Here is a 20,634-nt window from a genome sequence, read left to right as displayed (position 1 = left end):
TGGGGCGAAGAGGGAGAGTGGCGCTTGCCCATCAATCCCATTGGATGAAGTGCCTTTGAGCAGGCGGATTCGTTTGGCAGTGTCGGAGCAACTTGCTCCCCTCTTCTCCCCAGCGGGGGAGAAGGTGGCCCGCAGGGTCGGATGAGGGGGCTGCACGGCACGGCGTCAGCGACAAAAGACCGTCGCCGCCCGCCGTGCCGTCAATGATCTCACCCCTCCGCCGGCCCGTAGAGGCCGAGCTGATCGAGAAGCGCCCGCTGCCGGTCGGCATTTTCGACCAGGAGACCAGTGTAACGCTCGACGATCCGCGCTTGGTGCCCCCGGTCGGAAACAGCCGACAGCGCGCCGGTGATGGCGGCGATCTTTTCCGAGACTTGGCGCAGTTCCTCCAGCAGTTCCGCCTTGCCGCCGGCCTCGGCGACGACCTGCTTCGTCACCTTGCCGATGCCGGCCGGGGTGCGGCTGCCGCCGGAGACGTAACCTTCCGGCAGGTCGCCCTTCAGATTGACGACGGACTTGAAGCGGATGACGTCGAAGATCTGGTCGACCGCCTGCTTGGCGCCGGTGACCCGCGACGGGTGGTCGGTGTCGGCGGCGGCATGCGGCAGCAGTTCCAGCTTGCCCTTGTGACGCTCCTCGAGCGGCAGGTAGGGCAGCATCGGGCCGCTCAGCGTGCCGGTCGCCGCATCCCTGAAGAGGTCGGCGTCGATTGCCGCATGGGCGATCTTGCCGGAGGCAAGCGCCGCATCGAGCGCATAGGGATCAACGACTTCGCCGCGGTCGTAATTGACCAGCACCGCGCCGTCCTTCATGGCGCCGAGCACCGTCGCATTCACGGTGCCGGCATTGGAATAGGTGCCGGTCGCGGCATCCAGGCGGCCGAGGCCGATATGGACGGAAAGCACGTCGGCGCCGCTTGCCGCTTCGACCGGGCTTGCGGCATAGTCGAAGCCCTCGGCCTCGATCCAGCGCTTGTGATGCTCGCGGGCATAGATCGCCACCTTCATGCCGAAGGCCTTGGCGAGCTTGGCGACTTCGCGGCCGATATTGCCGTAGCCGAGGACGGCGAGCTTGCGGCCCTCGAGCTTTGCCGTCGGGAAATCCTTCAGCTGACGGCCGGTATCGAAATCGCCGCCGGCGACCATCCGGTGCAGCCGGTCGACCGGCAGGTCGGGAACGACCTTCAGGATCGCCTTGAGAGCCATCTGGGCGGTCGCCCGGCTGTTGATGCCGGGCGTGTTCATCAGGGCCGCATCGCCGCCCTCGCCATTGCCGCCACCCCAGGAGGCCGAGCCCATATTGCCGGTGCCGGCGCCGATGCGCACGCCGCCGAGCGGGAAGACGGAGCTCTTCGGGATGAAGGTCGCCGCCGCGATCAGCGCGTCATACTGGCCTTTGTCGGTCTGCGGCAGGATCTCCGCCTCGGTGCTGAGATTCGGCTGATAGAAGAAGTGGATGCGGCCCTTTTCGAGGCTTGCGCGATCACTGAGCGGGCCGAGATGGAAGCTGCCGCCCTTCTCCTCGATATAGGCCTTGACCTCGCTGTAATCGGGCTCACCGTCGGCGCCGAAGCTTAAGCCCACCAGATCGGCGATCAGCACGGTATAGGCGCGGTTCGGATCGTCCTTGCGCACGGCGCCATCGGCCTTGGCGGGCGCCTCGAAAGTGACGCCGTGTTTTGCCAGCTCCTCCTCGAGCACGACGATCTTGGCTCTGAGATAGGCATATTGCAGGTTTTCCAGCAGCGCCACGACATCTTCGGGCTCGCGGATGCCGCCGACCCAGGCGCGGTAGTCGCCGGGTGTGCCGGGGAAGGCATTGACGTAGCGGGCCGCGTCGAGGCCGGGCTCATATTCGCCGTTCGGATGGGTGATGCCCTCATAGCCGAGCAGCTGCTTGGAGCGGGCGATGATGCGGGCGTGGATGCCGGCATCGGTGACGCCGTCATCCTCGACCTTCAGCAGCGTCACGGCGGCGCCGCGGCGATCGGCATCGGTGACGGTCAGCGACAGCAGCGGATGCGACTTGACCCATTCGTCGATCACGGCACGGTTGCCGGCGGAGCGGCGGTTGAGTTCGACGACGGAGCCGACCCGGGCTTCGGACTGCAGCAGGCCGAAGGTGGTCTCGGCAAAGGCGAGCGCGCTATAGGTGTTGATGACGCCGCCGAGCATGCGGTCTTCGGCCGGATCGTAGAACGGGCCGGCATCGACGGAGCGCTTGGCCGAAAACGGCTGCCGGGGATCGATCGGCGGCGCGATCTTCAGCTGGCGCGGGATCGCCCAGGCGGGATCCTGCTGGTTCTTTTCGATCAGCGCCAGGGCATGCGGCGTGAAGGAGGCGACGAAATAACCGGAGATGCCGCCGATCGCCTTCTGGAACGGCATGAACAGGCAGCATTTGGCCATCACCGCACTGACGAGCTCCGGCTCCCACGGCATGGCGCCGAGCATCGAGGTGGCGTCGAACACCGCATGGCGGTTGGCCGGGTCGCCGTCGAGCCAGTTCAGCAATTCGTGGATTTCGGCGCTGGTATAGGCATTGGCGCCCGTCGTCTCGTGACCGACGCCGACGAAGATCGACACGCCGAGGGCCGAAAGTTCGGCCGCCGTCGGGATCACGCCCTCGGAGGCAGCGAAATGAATGCGGCTCTCGCAGCCCTTTTCGGCGAAGCGCTGCATCTCGATCAGCTGTGTGGCCCAGGACTGGCGGAAGAAGCCGGCCGCCTTGGACGGATCGCTCTCCGGCCGCGGCGTATCGACATAGACGCGCTGGGCGGCGTCATTGGCATTCATCAGGTGCTGGATGCAGACGGTGAAGCCGCTATGGCCGCCACCGAGCCCGACCGCCATGCGGTTCTCCTTGGGAAAACCGAAATAGCGATGGATCGCCCGCATCATGTCGGTCAGGATCTTATCGGCCGGATAGCCGCGATGCATGCTGCGGGAAATCTCGGCGGTGGTGAAGCCGCCGATATCGTTGCCCTTGTCGTCGAACTTGCGATAGGTCTTCTCGATCCAGGCATCGAAGGCGATGCGCCGCAGGCGGCTATCGACTTCATCGGTCGTCGCATCGGTGATCGGCCCGACGCCGAAGAACGGGTTGGACGGCAGTTTCGGCGCGCCCGACGCGGTCTGTCGAAGGGCGTTCAATCGCTGTTCCTGCATCTGCGCGATATCTGTCATAGCCTGCCTGTCTGTTTGGGAGCTGAAGTTCCCTTCATGGTGAAGCGACTGTTCGGGCGAGACAACCTCATATGCGCCGAACGACAGGCGAAACGCGTCATCGGTGGCGCTGGGTTGACGATATCCCCGCGAAGCCGACCCCCACCCACCCATCTCGCCCCCGGGGGCGGCTGCCGCCGGTCTTCCGATCCCCAGGCGACAGGCACAACGATCAGTCCGCATCCTGAGGCGGCAGGCACAACGATCAGCCCTCATCCTGAGGGGGCAGGCACAACAATCAGCCCTCATCCTGAGGTGGCAGGCACAACGATCAGCCCTCATCCTGAGGTGCCCCGCAGGGGCCTCGAAGGTCGAGGGCGGGTGGCTGCGGTTGCCAGCCCCGTCCTTCGAGGCTTCGCCCTTCGGGCTACGCACCTCAGGATGAGGCTGGAGAGAGGGCATGCCGTGCCGGGCGCGCCTCATCCGCCACCGAATGGGACGATCTCTATCTTACGCTGTGGTGATGCGAACGCCGTGCTTGCCGCATGGGTCCTCGGGTCAAGCCCGAGGACGACGGAGGGTGGGGGAACCTATGCGGCAAGAACCGTAAGCGTAGCGGTTATTGGAATTGCCCATTTGTTTACGCCCTTCCCACGCAAAACCGCTCGCGCGTTTGCTGGCATCCTCCAGACGTCTCCCCTCCTGCCACTCGCGCTCCCCCACCTTCCGTCATACTCGGGCTTGACCCGAGTATCCACGCCGCAAGCACCCGCTTGAATTTTGTTCGGCCGCCGTCTTGTCAGTTCAAGAGGAAGGAAGCGCCCGCCCGCATGGGTCCTCGGGTCAGGCCCGAGGACGACGGAGGGTGAGGAGCGCGGCGGCACGGCCGCCAAATGCGCCAAAGCGTCCACCGGGACGGTTTCAGGCGAGTTGGCGCGTCAAAGGCATCGGCGCCCTTCGTTCCTCTTCGGCGAGCATCCTGATCCAGTCGCGCAGCGATAGCGCCGCGGCAGGAAGCTCGCGGGTGTTGTTCCAGGTGAGGTAATAGGCGCCCGGATCGGGAACGACCAAATCGGTGAAGCGCACCAGATCGCCCTTTTCGACCAGCGGCCCGACCAGGCGGTGCCAGCCGACCACCAGGCCCTGGTCGGCCATGGCGGCCTGCAGGGCGACGCTGAACTTGCCGAAGCGTCTGCCGCTGAGGCCGCGATAGGGCACGCCGGCGCGCAGCAGCACCTCTTCCCAGCCGGTCCAGCCGGGCTCGACCCACTCGACATTCAACAGCGGCAGATCGGCAAGATCGGCGGCCGCAGCACCCGCATGCCTTTCGGCAAAACCCGGGCTGCAGACCGGGTAGAGGCAATCGTCGAACAGGAATTCCGCCGTCTCGTCGATCCATTTGCCCGATCCGTAGCGGATGCGCAGCTCCAGCTCGGAGCGGCGGAAGACCTTGAAGTTGTCGCCGATCAGGTGATCGACCGATATATCGGTGAAGCGCCGCCAGAAATCCGGCATGCGGGGGATAAGCCACATCGAGCCGAACACCTCGCTGCAGGCGATCGTCACGTTGCGGGCGCTATCACCCTGCTTGATCGAATTGACCACCTCGGACGCCCTGGCGAAACCGCTCGCCAAGGCCCGGTACAATTCCTCCGCCGGCGCCGTCAGCATCACGCCCTTGCCGGTGCGCACGAACAGGGGAACGCCGAGTTCCTGCTCGATCGACTTGATCTGCCGGCTGACCGCCCCCGTGGTGACGTTGAGCTCGGCCGCCGCCAGGGTGAAATTGCCGTGCCGGGCGGAGGCCTCGAAGGTGGCAAGGGCAGTCAGCGACGGCAGGCCATAGAAACGACGGACCATTTTGATCCTCACCGATGTCAGGTGTTGATATTGCCGCCATAATAACCCGACTTTGCCGCCCTGTCTTGAGTTCAGCTCAACGCATGGCGGATTTTTATGTGTCTTGTCTTCAAGGCCTCGCTGCCGCTTTCATAAGACCCATCGACAGCGTGTCGCGAGGAGAAGGCGCCCGTCCGGTGCCTGTCGGCGCGTTGAGCGGCACTCTTTTCCAAGGTCCCGAACAGGCATGAACATCGAGACGACCAAGTCGAAACAAGCCTTGCAGGCGTTGCCCAAGCGGATGAAGGGGGTTCTCCTCACCGGCCATGGCGGTTTCGAAAAGCTGGAATATCGTGACGACATTCCGCTTCCCCGGGCCAAAGCCGGCGAGGTGCTGATCCGCGTTGCTGCGGCCGGCATCAACAACACCGATATCAATACCCGCATCGGCTGGTACTCCAAGGCGGTGACAACAGGCACGGACAGCGGCGGGGCGACAGGTCTCCAGTCGGCCCAGGACGCCGACGCCAGCTGGTCGGGCGTGCCGCTGGCCTTTCCCCGCATCCAGGGGGCCGATTGCTGCGGGCGGATCGCCGCGGTCGGAGACGGTGTCGATCCCATCAGGATCGGCGAGCGGGTGCTGGTGCGCAACATGCTGCGCTCCTATGCGGATTATCGGCCGTTCGAATGCTGGACCTTCGGCTCGGAATGCGATGGCGGCTTTGCCCAATATGCGGTGGCGCCGGCGCGCGAGACTTACAAGATCGATTGCGACTGGAGCGATGTCGAGCTGGCGTCGCTGCCCTGCGCCTATTCCACCGCCGAGGGCATGCTGCACCGGGCGGCCGTTAGCGCCGGCGAGCACGTGCTGATCGCCGGCGCCTCCGGCGGCGTCGGCTCGGCGGCGATCCAGCTGGCAAAACGCCGCGGCGCCACCGTCACGGCGATCTCGAGCCCCGACAAGGCCGACCAGCTGCTGGCGATCGGCGCCGACCGCGTCCTCGCGCGCGGCGAGAGCATCGTCGCCGCGCTCGGCCAGGAAACCGTCGACGTCGCCCTCGATGTCGCCGCCGGACCCTCCTTCGGCGAGCTGCTCGGTGCCTTGAAAAAGGGCGGGCGATACGCCGTTGCCGGCGCCATCGCCGGACCGATCGTCGAGCTCGACGTCAGAACCCTCTATCTCAAGGACCTGACCTTCTTCGGATGCACCTTCCAGGAGGACGTCGTCTTCGAAAACCTGGTCTCCTATGTCGAGCGCGGCGAAATCAAGCCGCTCGTCGGCAAGAGCTATCCCTTAAGCGAGATCGTCGAGGCGCAGCGCGATTTCCTGTCGAAGCGCATCGCCGGCAAGCTCGTCCTCGTGATCCCCGAATAGAAGAGCCACAATGAGCGAACTCAAAATCGAAAAAATCGATGTCTTCCAGGTCGAGCTGCCCTATCGCGGCGGCGTCTACCGGCTGTCGGGCGGCCGGGAATACAGAAGCTTCGACGCGACGATCGTCAGGATCACCACGCAGAACGGGCTGGAGGGCTGGGGCGAGAGCACGCCGTTCGGCTCGACCTATATCGCCTCGCATGCGCTCGGCGTGCGCGCCGGCATCGCCGAGATCGCGCCCAGCCTGATCGGGCTCGATCCCCGCCGCGTCGACCGCATCAATGACGCCATGGACCATGCGCTGGTCGGGCATCTCCATGCCAAGACGGCGCTCGACGTCGCCTGCTGGGATCTCTTCGGCAAATCGGTCGGCCTGCCGGTCTGCGACCTGCTCGGCGGGCGCACCGATGTCAAAATGCCTGTCATTTCGTCGATCTATATGGGCGATCCGGACGATATGCGCCGGCGCGTCGCCGAGCATCGCCAGCTCGGTTATATCGCCCATTCGGTCAAGATCGGTGACGAGCCGGCCGTCGATGCCGCCAGAATTGCCGCATCGCTCGCCGACAAGCGGCCGGGCGAATTCTTCATCGTCGATGCCAATGGCGGCATGACTGTAGAAACCGCGCTGCGGATGCTGCGGCTGTTGCCGGCCGGGCTCGATTTCGTGCTCGAAGCCCCCTGCGCGACCTGGCGCGAATGTTTGTCGCTGCGCCGGCGCACGGATGTGCCGATCATCTTCGACGAACTGGCCACCGACGATGCGGCGATCGCCCAGCTCCTCAGCGACGACGCCGCCGAAGGCATCGGCCTGAAGATCTCCAAGAATGGCGGGCTGACCCGCGGCCGCCGGCATCGCGATATTTCGGTCGCCGCCGGCTACACCGTCAGCGTCCAGGAAACGACGGGCTCGGACATCGCCTTCGCGGCCATCGTCCATCTCGGCCAGACGGTGCCGGAAAAGAACCTGCGCTGCGTGCTCGAATGCCGCGACATCGTCGCCATCAAGACCGCCGACGGCGATTTTACCGTGCGCAACGGCCGCGTCACCGCGCCTGCCGCCCCCGGCCTCGGGATCACGCCGCGCCTCGAAGCGCTCGGCGAGCCGGTGGCCAGCTATTTCTAAACAGGGACGCGGCGCCCTGGCTTACCGACGCCGCAGAACAGAGGGAACGACAATGAAAAAACTGCTTGCATCCACATGTCTGCTGGCCGGCCTTGCCGGCGGCGCATCGCTATCCCACGCGGCCGAATGCGGCGACGTGGTGCTGGCCGTGCACAATGCCCAGAGCGCCGAAGTCCTGACCTTCGTCGACAAGTTCATCCTCGAGAACGGCTACGGCTGCAATGTCGAGACCGTTCCCGGCGATACGGTGCCGACGACCACATCGATGGTCGAAAAGAGCGAGCCCGACGTCTCGTCGGAAACCTGGGTCGACCTCCTGCCGGAGATCGTTCCGCGCGGCATCCAGGAAGGCAAGATCGTCTTCGGCGCCCCGGCCCTTCCCGATGGCGGCATCCAGGGCTGGTGGATCCCGAAATATGTCGCCGACGCCCATCCCGAGATCAAGACCGTCGAAGATGCCCTTGCCCATCCCGACCTCTTCCCCGACCAGGAAGACCCGAGCAAGGGCGTGATCTTCAACGGCGCCGAAGGCTGGGGCGCGACCGTCGTGACGACGCAGCTGTTCAAGGCTTATAAGGCGGCCGACAAGGGTTTCACGCTGATGAACCCGGGCTCGTCAGCCGGCCTCGATGGCGCCATCGGCAAGGCCTATGAACGCAAGCAAGGCTTCATTACTTATTACTGGGCGCCGACGGCGCTGCTCGGCAAATATCAGCTGGTGATGCTCAAGCAGAATGGTTCGGCCGATCCCGTCGAATGGAAGCGCTGCATCACCAACCTCGCCTGCCCCGACCCGAAGGTTGCCGACTGGCCGGTCGACAAGGTGATGACCGTGCTGACCAAGAAATTCGCCGATCGCACCAGCCCCGAAGTCATGGCCTATTTCAACAAGCGCGGCTGGAGCAACGACACGGTCGGCAAGATCATGGCGTGGGAAACCGAAAACCAGGGCACCGGCGAAGACGGCGCCAAGCGCTTCCTTGAGCAGGACGAAGCCATCTGGACGCAATGGGTCCCGGCCGACGTCGCCGAGAAAATCAAGGCCGCACTTTGACGGTTCAGGAGTAGGACAAGGCCAGCCCTGATCCGGCTGCCGCCGCCTTCTCCAGGGGAGAAGGGACATGCCGCGATCCCTCTATTCGCAAGGTGTGTTTCTTCTCCTCGTTCATCACCCTCTGTCACACTCGGGTTTGACCGCAGCGCTCGTGGAGATGGGTCCTCGGGTCAAGCCCGAGGACGACGGAAAGTGGGGGAGCCTATGCGGCAAGAACCGTAAATGCAGCGGCGATTTTGTTGGAATTGCCGTCTTTGCGCAATTCCCAGCTAAAACCACCCACGGATCTTGCTGGAATTCCTCAAGACGTCTCGCCTCTTGCCAATCCTCACCCCCACCCTCCGTCATACTCGGGCTTGACCCTGGGATCCACAACCAAGCACTCTGCCGCCATGGCGGGATATGTCTACATCGTCACCAACCAGAAAAACGGCACGCTCTATATCGGCGTGACCTCCGATCTGGAGCGCCGCATCTATGAGCATCGCGAAGGACTGACGCCCGGCTTTGCCTGGAAATACGGATGCACCCGCCTCGTCTGGTATGAGGAGCATTGGGACATCGGCAGTGCGATCCAGCGCGAGAAGTCATTGAAACGCTGGTACCGGCAATGGAAGGTCGATCTGGTCGAGGCGATGAATCCCGAGTGGGACGATCTCTATCCTACGCTCTGGTGATGCGAACGCAGTGCTTGCGGCATGGGTCCTCTGGTCAAGCCCGAGGACGACGGAGGCTGAGGAGCGCAAGCTGCATCGCCGCTGCGTTTGGCGAGAACGCCAACCACACTCCGTCATCCCAGGGCTTGACCCTGGGATCCACAACCAAGCCTGCGGCTTTCAATTGTTCCCCAGACGCCATCGCTGCTCACCCAGTGCCAGCCGCGTGGATCCCAGGGTCAAGCCCTGGGATGACGGAGGAGAGGTGGTGCCTGGATGACGGAGGAGAGGTGGTGCTCCTCCGCCCATGTCCGCCTACGCCGCCTCCCCCTTCTCGGCCACGCTCTCCGCCAGCTTGCGCGCCGCGACGAAATCGACCTTGCCGGAACCGAGCACCGGCACCTTGCCGATGGTGACCTCGGCCGGGACCATCATGTCCATCGCGCCCTTGGATTTGGCGAAGGCGAGGAATTCGGTGCGGGTGGCGGTTTCGGCTTCGGTCAGCAGCACCAGGCGCTCGCCCTTCTTGGGGTCGGGCAGCGACGAGACGACCGAGAGCGCGCCCGGCCAGAGCTCGGCAGCCAGCGTTTCGACGGCGGCGAGCGAGATCATTTCGCCGCCGATCTTGGCGAAGCGTTTGGCGCGGCCGCGGATCTTGACGAAGCCGTCCTCGTCGATGGTGACGATGTCGCCGGTATCGTGCCAGCCATCGGCGAGCGGCTCCAGCACGCCGGGCTTTTCGGCACGGAGGTAACCGGCCATGACATTGGCGCCGCGCACATGCAGCCTTCCGCCCTCATCGATGCCGGGCACCGGTTCGAGCTTCCATTCCATGCCCGGCAGGATTTTGCCGACCGTGCCGGAGCGGTTGTACATCGGCGTGTTGATGGAGATAACAGGCGCGGTCTCGGTGACGCCGTAGCCTTCCAGGATGCGCAGGCCGAATTTTTCCATATAGGTGTGGCGGGTCGAAGCCTTCACCGGCTCGGCGCCGGAGAAGATATAGCGGATCGAGCGGAAATCATACGGATGCGCGGTCCTCGCATAACCGTTGAGGAAGGTGTCGGTGCCGAAGATGATCGTGGCGTTGGAGACATAGATCAGCTCCGGCACGATGCGGTAATGCAGCGGCGACGGATAGAAATAGACCGGCACGCCCGAGATCAGCGGCAGCACGGTGCCGGCCGTCAGCCCGAAGGAATGGAAAACGGGTAAGATGTTGAACACCTTGTCGCCGCTGTGGAAATCGATGCGGGCGGCGGCCTGGGCGGCGTTCGACAGGATGTTGCGGTGGGTCAGCACCACGCCCTTCGGCGTACCTTCCGAGCCTGAGGTGAAGAGGATGACGGCCGGATCATCCGGCCGGCGCTTCACCAGCGGCCGGCCCTTGCGCAGGAGACCGCGGATCTTGTCGAGCGCGCCGATCTCGGCTCTCAAATCATCGAGCCAGACGATCGTCACCTGCTTTTGCAACTCCTCGACGACGGGGCCGAGCTTGGCCTGGGCGACGAAGGCGCGCGAAGTCAGCACATGTTTCACCTCGGCGGCCTTGCAGGCGGAGAGGATGTTGGCGGCGCCTGCGGTGAAATTCAGCATGGCCGGCACCTTGCCTGATGTCATGACGCCGAGGATGGTGGCGGCGGCGCCATTGGCGTTCGGCAGCATGACGCCGATGTTTGCCTCCGGGAAGCGGGCGCGGAACTTGGCGCCGAGCACGGCGGCACCCGTGAGCAGCTTGCCATAGGTGAGGCTGCCGGTGACCGGATCCTCGACGGCGAGCTTCTTCATGCCGAATTCCTGGGCCGCCTGAATGACGCGGCCGAGCACGGTCGACGAGGTATCGGCGGTCTCGAACAACAGGTTCGACATCACCTGATAGAGGGCAGCGCCTGCCGCCGTGCGGCGCTTGCGGCCCTTCAGCTCGGCCGGCACTTCGAGCTTCACCGGCTCGAGAATGGTGACCTTGACCTTGGGGAACAGCCGGCGGCGGATCTTGCCGTCGCCGAGATAGGAGAGATAGCTCTTCTCCAGCCCGTCGATCTTGACCGGCACGACCATCGAGCCGGTCTTGTCGGCGACCATGGCCGCACCGTCATAGACCTTCATCAGCGTTCCGGTCACCGTCAGGCGGCCCTCGGGGAAGATGCCGATCGGGTTGCCGTCCTGCACCACCTTGATCAGCGAGCGCGTCGCCATCGGCTTGGTCGGGTCAAGAGGCAGGAACTTGCACATTTTCAGGAAGGGCCGCACCCACCAGGCCTGGGCGATCTTGTAATCGACGGCGAAGACCGGCTCCTCCTCGGTGATGGCGAGCGCCAAGGCACCGTCGAGCAGGCTGACATGGTTCAGCGCGATGATCGGCGCGCGGCCGGCCTTCTTGATATTCTCCAGCCCCTCGACCTCGAGGCGCATGAAGGCGCGGAACAGGATCGAGATGAAATCGCGGAAGGGGTTGGTCGGCAGCGTCTTCAGCATCAGCCAGGCGACGCCAAAGTTGAGGATGCCGAGGCCGATGAGGATCTCAGGAATGGAGGCGCCGAGCGCCTGGATGACGGCGACGAGGCCGAGGCCGACGGTGATGAACAGCGCCGAGAGCACATTGGCCGCACCGATGACGCGGGCGCGGCGATCCTCATGCGCCCAGGTCTGCAGGCCGGCGAAGGTGGGCACGGCGATGAAGGCGCCCGCGATCGCCATGCCGGCGAGATCGATGGCGACGCGGATGGTGTTTTCGCCGGCGAAGAAACCGAGGATCGTCGTCGCATGGGTGGTCGATTGCAGGCCCCAGAGGTTCCAGGCGAGATCGAGGCTGAAGAGGCCGAGCAGCGCCGTGCCGACAGGGGCCGGCAAGAGCACGATGCGGCCCGACGACATCCAGGCGGCGATGGCCGAGCCGACGGCGACGGCGATGGCGAAGACGGTGAGATAGGCCGGCACGACGAGCTCGGAGCCGCCGAGCAGCTCGGTCACCATGGTCGGCAGGATCGACAGCACGAAGGCGCCGACCAGCCAGAACCAGCAGTTCATCAGCGCCGAACGCCACAGCCGCTTGTCCTGCCGGATTTCCCTGACGAGGGTGTAGCTGGAGCGGATGACATTGCGGTCGATCTGCAGATCCGGCGCCTTGGAGCCGGTCGCCGGGATCATCCGGCTCGCCAGCCAGCAAAGCAGCGACAGCCCCATCATCATCGAGCCGAACAGCAGCACATTGTCGCCGCTGGAAAACGCCAGCGCTGCGATGATCGTGCCGGCGAGGATGGCGATGAAGGTGCCGCCCTCGATCCAGGCATTGGCCTTCGGCAGGTCGCGGCGGTCGAGATGATCGGGCAGGATGCCGTATTTGATCGGCCCGAACAGCGCCGAGACGACGCCGAAGCCGAAGAGCGCCGCCATCAGCACGAAGATGGAGGAGAAGCCGAGGCCGACGACGGCCAGCGCCGCAATGCCGATCTCGCAGCGTTTCAAGAGTTCGGCGATTTTCGCCTTGTCATGCTTGTCGGCGAGCTCGCCGCCGAGCGCCGACAGCAGCAGGAAGGGCACGATGAGGATGACGCCGGCAAGCGTCACCAGGGCAGCGCCTTCGCTTGCCGACATCTTGAAGAGAATGAGGAACACCAGCGTGTTCTTCAGAAAATTATCGTTGAAGGCCGTGAGGAACTGGGTCCAGAACAGCGGCGCGAATTTCCTTGACGTCATCAGATTGTGTTGCACGGACTTGGTCCCTCTTTCGGCCTGATGAAAAGGCCACAGAGTTGTTACCCATTGGTTGAATGCGGCAACAACTCTGCGCTGTGGTTAAGGAAGATCAATCTTCATCGCTACGATTGAATTTGACGAGCAGTTTTTCCGTGCGGGCATCCTCGACCTTGCGGATCAGCTTCTCGGATTCGGCATTGTCGCGCAGCGTCTTGGTGATGTTCACCGTGGTCTGCACCAGCATCAGGATGCCCATGGCGAGATAGCCTTTGCCCCAGAGATCGAGCGGCATCATATAAAGGCCGAGCGCCAGCATGAAGGCGGCCGAGCCGAAGGAGATGTAGGAGAAGCTGACCCAGCTGGCGGAGTGTTTCTGGAAACTGTCGTTCATTGTAGTGACCCTTCAATTTTTAGGGGTGAATGGTGGGATGGATGATTTCAGGCGGCCGGGGTGATGCGGCTCTTCAGCCGGGCAAGCACGTCATCGGCCGATGCGGTGAGCGGCGCGCCGCAGCCGGCATTGGCGAGCTTCTCGATGATGCCGGCCGGCCGGGTGGTGCTTTCCATGTCCTTCAGTGCGGCCGCCGTCAGCTCGTTCTGGCTCTGGCGCAGCCGCAGCCGCGCTAAGGTCTCCTCGGCCTCGTCGAGGGTGGCGAGGCCAGGGCCGGCGACCACGACATCGAGCTTCTGCGCCTCTTCAGTGGCGCGCGCCAGCCGCTCGCCGCGCTGCAGCTCCTGCAGCCGCGCCTCGGCCGAGCGCACGATGCCCTTCAGCTTGCCGATCGATGTGGTGAACTGGGCCTGCGCCGCCACCGAAGCATCGCGCTCGGCTTCGAGAAAGTCGATCGCCTCGGCCGCCTCGCGAGCCAGGCCGTCATTGCCTTTGTCGAGAGCGGCGCAGGCACGGCTCTCCAAATCGGCGATGCGGCTGACGATCGTCTGGTGCTGCGCCTTTTCCTGCTCGTTCTGGGCGATGGCGACGGCCACGCTGCGCCGCGCCGACTGGATCGCCTGGGCGGCATCGCGGATCTGCTGGGCCAGCAGCGGCACGGCGTGGCGATCGGCAAAGGCCTGTTCGGCATCATGCGCCCTGCCCCGCAAGAGAATAGAAATCAGTTTGAACATTTCTTGCCTCCGGTTTATGAACGTTGTTCACGAGTGCTGTTATGGCAGAATCATGAACGACGTTCAAGATAAATTTTGAACGTCGTTCAAAAAATCGAAGTGGAATGGTTAATGGCCGGCAGGCGAGAAGAAAAACGCGAGGATCTGAAGGCGCGGCTGATCGAGGCGGCGCGCGAGCGCATCGCCCGCGACGGGCTCACCAATCTGCGCGCCCGCGACATCACCCACGATGCCGGCTGCGCGCTCGGCGGCCTCTCCACCGTCTTCTCCGACCTCGCCGAGCTCGTCATCCACGTCAACTCGTCGACGCTGAAGGCCTTGGAGGCGAAGCTGACCCTGCCCGAGGCCCGCGACAAAAGCCCGACCGATCGGCTCCGCAACCTCGCCCAGGGCTACCTCGCCTTCGCCGTCGAGCACCGCAACCTCTGGAAGGCGCTGTTCGACCACTTCCCCCCCGACACCAGCCCGACGCCGCAATGGCACCTCGACGAACACCTCTTCCTGATGGACGTGATCGCCGAACCGCTCGCCGAACTGCAGCCCGACATGCCCCCCCAAGATCGCGCCATCCGCGCCCGCACCCTCTTCGGCGCCGTCCACGGGGTGGTCAGCATCAGCCTGGAGGGGCGCTTCGTGGGATTGCCACTGGAGCGGCTGGCACGCGAGGTGGACGAGCTGGTGCAGACGATTGCGGCGGGGGCGGAGCGGCGAAGGGAAGCGGGCGCGTGAGTGCGGCCGGCGATTTGGCGGCCGGAAGTAGGCGCGTGAGCGGGTGGGTTTGGCAGCAACGCTCCCCCACCCTCCGTCGTCCTCGGGCTTGACCCGAGGACCCATGCCCGCCGCTCATGGAGCTCCACCAAAAAACTGCCCCTCACCCTAACCCTCTCCCCGTAAGGGGAGAGGGGACGTGCCACACACGACGTTGGAGAGGGACGGAGAGGCCGCGGCATACCCCCTTCGCCCCGCAAGCGGGGAGAAGGTGGCGGCAGCCGGATGAGGGGCTGCCCCTCCCCGATCGTCTGCGTCGGATGTTCGCACTCAAGCCCTCCCCACCCTCCGTCGTCCTCGGGCTTGACCCGAGGACCCTCAGCCAAGCACTCTGCCCCCACCACGCCACCGCGAGAGGAAACCCCATGAGCCGCATCTTCATCACCGGCTCCACCGATGGCCTCGGGCTTGCCGCCGCCCGCACCCTCATCCGGCAAGGCCACGACGTCGTCCTGCACGCCCGCTCCCGCGAGCGCCCCGCCGCCATCGCAGACACGTCAGCCGCCGCCCTCGGCCTCGTCATCGGCGATCTCGCCAGCGCCGCCGAGACGCGCTCCATCGCCGAACAGGTCAACGCCATCGGCCGCATGGACGCCGTCATCCACAATGCCGGTATCTACCTCGAACGCAGCCGCGGCGAAACGCCGGAAGGTCACGCCAAGACGCTGGCGGTCAACGTGCTCGCCCCCTATCTCCTCACCGCCTGGATCACCCGCCCCGACCGCCTGATCTATCTCACGAGCGGCATGCACCGCAGCGGCGCCAGCAGCCTTGACGATATCGACTGGAAGCGACGGCCATGGAACGCCAGCCAGGCCTATTCGGAAAGCAAGCTCTACATCGCCACCCTCGCCGCCGCCCTCGCCCGCCACTGGCCGGATGTCTTCAGCAACGCCGTCGACCCCGGCTGGGTGCCGACCAAAATGGGCGGCGCCGGCGCGCCGGATGATCTTGAGATGGGGCACCTCACGCAGACGTGGCTGGCGACGAGCGACAATGACGCCGCCAAAGTCAGCGGCGGGTATTGGTATCATAGGCAGCGGCGGGAGGCGGCTGCGGAGGTGGGTGATGTTGGGTTTCAGGATGCCTTGGTGGGGAGGCTTGTAGGGTTGACTGGAGTCCGGTTGTTTGATGAACGCGGGTGAGGGGCAAGACCGGCGGTTTTCAGCTTTGCCACCCTTCCAGGAAATGCTCTGATAACGGAACCATTTCAGTAGGCACTTCCTTTGTGAAGGTAAGCCCGAAATACGTAGCCGCCCGCGTTGCGCCCACGTAAAGGTACTTGTTGAACAACCCCGGCTTTTTTTGAATGAGACTATCCATATCCATGAAGAATGCTGCCTGGAACTCCAACCCTTTGATGTGCTGGATATCGAAAACCCTGACGGTCTTTTCACTTCCGATTGATTTACCGTCCTTACAGGCCTCAGCGCTGTAGTTAATGTCGCGCAGCATTTTGCTCAGCTGAAGGGCCAGCGGCTCGACATCGTCCTCGCTATTCACAAGTACTGCAATCGATGGCAGCCGATTGTCTCTGGCCTCAATTTCTCCAATGCGTGTCCGAAGCCAGTGGGCTTTCTGCTCGATGGTCCTGAGCCCTCGTCCCCACACAGGCGAGATTCCCTCGATGTCGTTGAAGTCCGGCAGCGTCACGTCCTGGCTTGTGCCGTCGAGCCCTGTGACTGCACTTGAGAGTGCGACCAGTTTGCGGGTCTGGCGATAGGAGATCGACACCGCGCGCCGCTCGAAACTCTTACTAATCCAATCGAAATCGTCGTCGCTCGTTATTCCCCACTCCGTCAAACGCTGGTTAAAATCACCGCACACAAAGAATGAGTGTAAGCTCGGATGGGCAAGCTCATGCATAAGCGCGAGTTGGATAAGCGAGAAGTCGGTCACTTCGTCGACGAGAATCTGATTGCGGTAGAGCCGCTTGATATCGGCCAAAATGCCGCGGCTTGCCGGTTCCACGTCCAGTGTACGGGCAAGGTTATTGCTCACATCCGCACCAGTCCGCATCGTAATCAACATCAGCAGGTCGAGTTCCTGCCACGAAATCATCGATGCGGATGGCGGAGATTGCGTATACCAGTCACTCGAGAGAGCATCTTCCGTTCGGAAACTCCTGAACTTCGGTATGATCGAGCGCATGATCAGACGATCGGGGCGCATGAATTTGCGTAGGCTGCGTTGCGACCGGGCGATCTGCGCCAGCTGTTTCATCTGCTCGTCACTTGGAAGTCGATTCTCCCCTAGCCATGCAGCAAGCTTGCCGCCATAGCTGTTCGGCCCAGGCCTTTTGCCATTCGAGCGCGCGTTGGCGAGCGTTCTCAGAAGCTGTGCAAAGCGTGCATAGGCAATACGGATAGGTTGAGAGGGTGAATGCGTGAGCTCTTCGTCTTCATCACCATCGAAGATTTCATCGGCGTCCTCGTCTTCTGTCTCGTCTTGCGGAGCGCGACGAAGGTCTGCAGAGACTTTTCCAAATTTGCTCAAAAACTCCCCGTCAGCACGTAAAACCCTGTTGAGCAAGCTATCAGACACTCTCGCGAATGCTTCCTGAAGGCCGGAAACGGTCACCTTGATCTCGTCGCGAAGTCTACCCAAGTCTACGATCACGCGCCCGTCGAAACCACCTCTTTGGGCTGCGAGAACGCTGGCAACCCTCTTTCCAACTGTCGCGACTGCGGGATCGGGGGACCTAGCCAGGGCATCGGCTTCGGATGCAAGGTCCATGCCCACGGCGACCCAGAAATATGCAAGAAAAGCGTCATACCACGCCGCGTCCTCCGACGATCCGCACCGTTCGGCCAAGTAAGCTGGCCTTTCCTCCGCAAGTACAAAGAGACCCTTGCGGTTGGTGGTATTCAAAAGTCCAAGATAGTCGCGCGCAACTTCGACCCGATACTGGCTCCACGTCTTGATGTTTTCCTCGGAGGCTGGCACGCCTTCCCGAGCGAAATTCTCCTTCACGTACTGTTTGAGAAGCTCCGTCGGCGAGAATAACATCCAGCTCGTTGGATGGTCGGCAAGGTCGCCAACCCGCTGAATTACTGCACGTTCCGTTTCTGAGAGCACGTCTTCACTGAGATCGACCTTCTGCCCGAGTCTGCGAATAAGTGTTGTAGTTTTGCCAGTTCCAGGCGGCCCGGAGAGGAATAACCTACGGTTGATTGGCATGCGGAAGATTTCGTCCTGGTACTCGTCAACGATGCGCTGCTGGCGCAACGTGACGCCGTCCACCTCGGGGCGAACGATGCCCGAAATCACGAGTGTGTCCTGCTCAGCTGCCGCAAGGATCCGGGCTAGGATGTCCTCCTCTCCCGCTGCTGGTTGCGGACCAGATGTGCCACTCTTGAGGTAGCGCTGCAGCGAGGGGATCGTGAGAGTATTACCCCACAAAGCGACCTGACTGTTTATGGAATCCCATTCCCTCGAGTGCTTCTCCGGGTAGAGTTTTGTAACAGCTGTAATCAGAACATCGTGTTCACGCCCGTTGATCCTAAGCGGATATCGGCCACCCGGCTTTCTCGATGCAATGCTACCGACCGGGGAATTGAGGCTAGCGACGCGTGGTCCGCCAAGTCCAGCCGGCGCCACGGCGGGTGCGATGAAAATCGCACCCGGATCACCATCTTCATCCTCGAAATCTACGCGCGCTAAAAGAGGCTCTTTACGAAGTCGGACTAGCGAAGCTGCTGCCTCATGACGCACTTTCGCGTATTCTTCGACCTGACGAGGCGTATTGAAGGAGTTGCCGACAGCGAACTGCCCGCCAGGTTCAGATATCGACGCCTCAAGTTCCGCTTCAACCTTAACCGCAATCCTCTGCATGCAGTCGAGAGATGTTCTCGCCGCATTTTCTATAAATGACTCTCTTTCTTCCATCCCCACCCGTCTCCCAAGCGCACAATAAGCAATTAAATTATCTATCTATTTCAGAGATCAGCGCTTCAAACGACTTCGAAACACGCATATCTGGAGCCAACCACCGTCGGCACAAGAAGACCTCGGTCTAATCTTGTATTCCGAGCCTCGCACGACGTCTCCGGAATGAGCAGACAGGCGTGGCAGGCTGCGCCGTGGAGGTGGCGATCATCAAAATCACCGTTAGGCGCGTGCTCCGCGCAGATCGGATCGTTTGAACACAACTCAAGGCGCGTCATCGCTCGGGTCAACAGTTCGCCGACGCGATGAGCCATGCCACTCAATCCGCCAAGCGTTCCCTGGCCACCCGCCGTCGACGTGTAGATCAGCAGTCCATATCGATCCGCCTGGCCGGCGCCGCTGGAATATACACGCTCCTTCAATGACGAGAGCGGGTAGCCGCATTCCAGCGAGAGCTCCGACATCAGGGCGTGAGACAGCGAGTGCAGCGCCCAATAGGCTATTCCCAAATGAGAAGGAGGTCTGCCGAACCTTTCAGCCTCGCGCGATTCACCTTCCCTCAAGACGAGCGTTCGCTCGCCAACGGCGGCTTCGTCTCGCCATCGTTTCAGGAAGTCCGGGTTGACATGGAGGAAAATACCTTCCCCGAACTGCTCAATAGCCGGAAGCCATTCAACGTTTCTGGCGAGATCCGCACCATCGACGGCGAGTCGTATCTCATCCAGTTCACTTTCAGCGGCCGTGGGTGGCGGCTCGAGGCGGGTGAATCCATACAGGCAAGTCACCTCCCGCAACCGATGCACCTTCACCACACCTGCTAAGAAACTCTGCCAAAGCTCGTTTCGGTCCTGAACATCCAAGGGCAATGTTTCGGCGAACAGATGGGATGTGGGGCCATCATGTCCGATGATACGAGTGCCGGACGCCAAGAGATCAAATTCTGCAATCCGCGGGTTGGCCGACGTTGCTGCATCGCCCGTCTCTTCATCGAGCGCCCGCCAAATTTCGTCGTCGGCAAACGCCGAGAAAGCATCTTTCGTATTTGGCAGACTACGCAAGATGTCGATGAAGTTGGGCAATTGTCGAATGGAATCGATTGTCGGCCGGTACTCCTGAACCGTCTGCCGGGCGCGGTCGTCCGAATTCGTCAGCGAAATCACTGTCACGGTCTGGGCAAAATACGTGTTGGTGGCGGATCGCGGCAACAGGCGCAGATCGATGCCGCATTCCTCGTCATGCTGCCTTTGCGGCTGTAGCCAAGGGCTCTCGGCGCGGCAGGTCCCTAGGAACTTTGGCTTGTAGAGGTCGGCCATCGTCAGCATAGCGCCGCACGTGCAGCGGACAGAGATGTCCGATGGATCAGAGCTCACACCGCGCTCGACCCAATACATCGGCTTCCGACATGTCTGGTCGCCGCTTCGGTGAACCAGGTATCGCCAGCTGATATCCTGCAAGTGCCCCTTCGTGCAGGCCGCGACGAATCGGATGGGGTTCACTTCGCGGCGCTTGCCACGATCATCCTTGTACGAAAGCTTGCCACCCCTGGTCCCGGTCAGATGGTCGAACTCCACCATCCGTCTGCGTTTCTCAAGTGCGTGAGATGCACTCTCTCCCTCGGACACGGCGGCATCATCATCCACGGTGAACCAACTCGGGAAAAGCAGCACTTCAACGCCCGGGGCGTTGTCATCGCGGCGCTCTTCATCCTGTTCCGGCGGCTGACGCAATCCCCAGAAAGTGGGGTTAAGCTTTTCTCCCAGTTGGTCGCGGAGAAGAGCGATTAGCCGATCCTCGGCCACCGGTTTCATGTTGGCGCCGTAACGCCATCCCTGCAGTCCCGACACGATGACCGCCTGATCCGGGAGATCGAGCATAGCGCCGGGACCATAGGTCAGCAGCAACTGGCTGAAGCTTTGCGTAATGTCTGCCATGGGTTCTTCTCG

Annotated in this window: 13 protein-coding genes; 6 read left to right on the top strand and 7 right to left on the bottom strand. The window is 62.8% G+C overall.

Features of this window, described 5'->3' with window-relative positions; all coding sequences use genetic code 11:
* Positions 1-209: 209 nt before the first annotated feature.
* Positions 210-3,185 carry an NAD(P)-dependent oxidoreductase gene (locus CO655_RS03460; protein WP_097663792.1) on the bottom strand — a complete coding sequence of 992 codons (2,976 nt, stop codon included), beginning with the start codon at positions 3,183-3,185 and terminating at the stop codon, positions 210-212.
* 900 nt (positions 3,186-4,085) lie between these two features.
* A complete protein-coding gene (locus tag CO655_RS03455) occupies positions 4,086-5,024 on the bottom strand; it encodes a LysR family transcriptional regulator (RefSeq protein WP_097663791.1) in 939 nt (312 codons plus the stop codon).
* Positions 5,025-5,250: 226 nt separating this feature from the next.
* Here CO655_RS03455 and CO655_RS03450 point away from each other — a divergent pair, with 226 nt between their 5' ends.
* The 4 genes from CO655_RS03450 to CO655_RS33740 all read left to right on the top strand — a co-directional run bounded on the left by CO655_RS03450 (position 5,251) and on the right by CO655_RS33740 (position 9,235).
* Positions 5,251-6,378: an alcohol dehydrogenase family protein gene (locus CO655_RS03450; protein WP_097663790.1), complete on the top strand. Its 1,128-nt coding sequence runs from the start codon at positions 5,251-5,253 to the stop codon at positions 6,376-6,378.
* 10 nt (positions 6,379-6,388) lie between these two features.
* On the top strand, positions 6,389-7,504 hold the full coding sequence (locus CO655_RS03445) for a mandelate racemase/muconate lactonizing enzyme family protein (protein WP_097663789.1): 1,116 nt from the start codon (positions 6,389-6,391) through the stop codon (positions 7,502-7,504).
* A gap of 52 nt (positions 7,505-7,556) precedes the next feature.
* The gene (locus CO655_RS03440; RefSeq protein WP_097663788.1) at positions 7,557-8,558 is read left to right on the top strand and encodes a glycine betaine ABC transporter substrate-binding protein; all 1,002 of its coding nucleotides are present in this window, start codon (positions 7,557-7,559) and stop codon (positions 8,556-8,558) included.
* Between the two features lie 392 nt (positions 8,559-8,950).
* The gene (locus tag CO655_RS33740; protein ID WP_097663787.1) at positions 8,951-9,235 is read left to right on the top strand and encodes a GIY-YIG nuclease family protein; all 285 of its coding nucleotides are present in this window, start codon (positions 8,951-8,953) and stop codon (positions 9,233-9,235) included.
* Between the two features lie 294 nt (positions 9,236-9,529).
* Here the strand turns inward: CO655_RS33740 and CO655_RS03430 are convergent, their stop codons facing one another.
* The 3 genes from CO655_RS03430 to CO655_RS03420 form a co-directional block, all read right to left on the bottom strand.
* Complete coding sequence (locus CO655_RS03430) at positions 9,530-12,925, bottom strand: acyl-[ACP]--phospholipid O-acyltransferase (RefSeq protein WP_097663786.1); 3,396 nt, start codon at positions 12,923-12,925, stop codon at positions 9,530-9,532.
* A 94-nt stretch (positions 12,926-13,019) separates the two neighbouring features.
* A complete protein-coding gene (locus tag CO655_RS03425; RefSeq protein WP_003569708.1) occupies positions 13,020-13,301 on the bottom strand; it encodes a YiaA/YiaB family inner membrane protein in 282 nt (93 codons plus the stop codon).
* Between the two features lie 47 nt (positions 13,302-13,348).
* Positions 13,349-14,035: a PspA/IM30 family protein gene (locus tag CO655_RS03420; protein WP_097663785.1), complete on the bottom strand. Its 687-nt coding sequence runs from the start codon at positions 14,033-14,035 to the stop codon at positions 13,349-13,351.
* Between the two features lie 111 nt (positions 14,036-14,146).
* Here CO655_RS03420 and CO655_RS03415 point away from each other — a divergent pair, with 111 nt between their 5' ends.
* Complete coding sequence (locus tag CO655_RS03415; RefSeq protein WP_097663784.1) at positions 14,147-14,764, top strand: TetR-like C-terminal domain-containing protein; 618 nt, start codon at positions 14,147-14,149, stop codon at positions 14,762-14,764.
* 404 nt (positions 14,765-15,168) lie between these two features.
* A complete protein-coding gene (locus tag CO655_RS03405) occupies positions 15,169-15,948 on the top strand; it encodes an SDR family NAD(P)-dependent oxidoreductase (protein ID WP_097663783.1) in 780 nt (259 codons plus the stop codon).
* A 19-nt stretch (positions 15,949-15,967) separates the two neighbouring features.
* Here CO655_RS03405 and CO655_RS03400 read toward each other — a convergent pair whose 3' ends face one another.
* On the bottom strand, positions 15,968-18,691 hold the full coding sequence (locus tag CO655_RS03400) for an ATP-binding domain-containing protein (RefSeq protein WP_097663782.1): 2,724 nt from the start codon (positions 18,689-18,691) through the stop codon (positions 15,968-15,970).
* A gap of 65 nt (positions 18,692-18,756) precedes the next feature.
* A complete protein-coding gene (locus CO655_RS03395; RefSeq protein WP_097663781.1) occupies positions 18,757-20,622 on the bottom strand; it encodes a DUF1998 domain-containing protein in 1,866 nt (621 codons plus the stop codon).
* Between the last annotated feature and the right edge of the window lie 12 nt (positions 20,623-20,634).

Source organism: Rhizobium sp. M1 (assembly GCF_002531805.1).
In the GTDB taxonomy this organism is placed as follows: domain Bacteria; phylum Pseudomonadota; class Alphaproteobacteria; order Rhizobiales; family Rhizobiaceae; genus Rhizobium; species Rhizobium etli_C.
The sequence above is the reverse complement of the archived record's forward strand: the minus strand, read 5'-3'. Positions and strand labels throughout refer to the sequence as shown.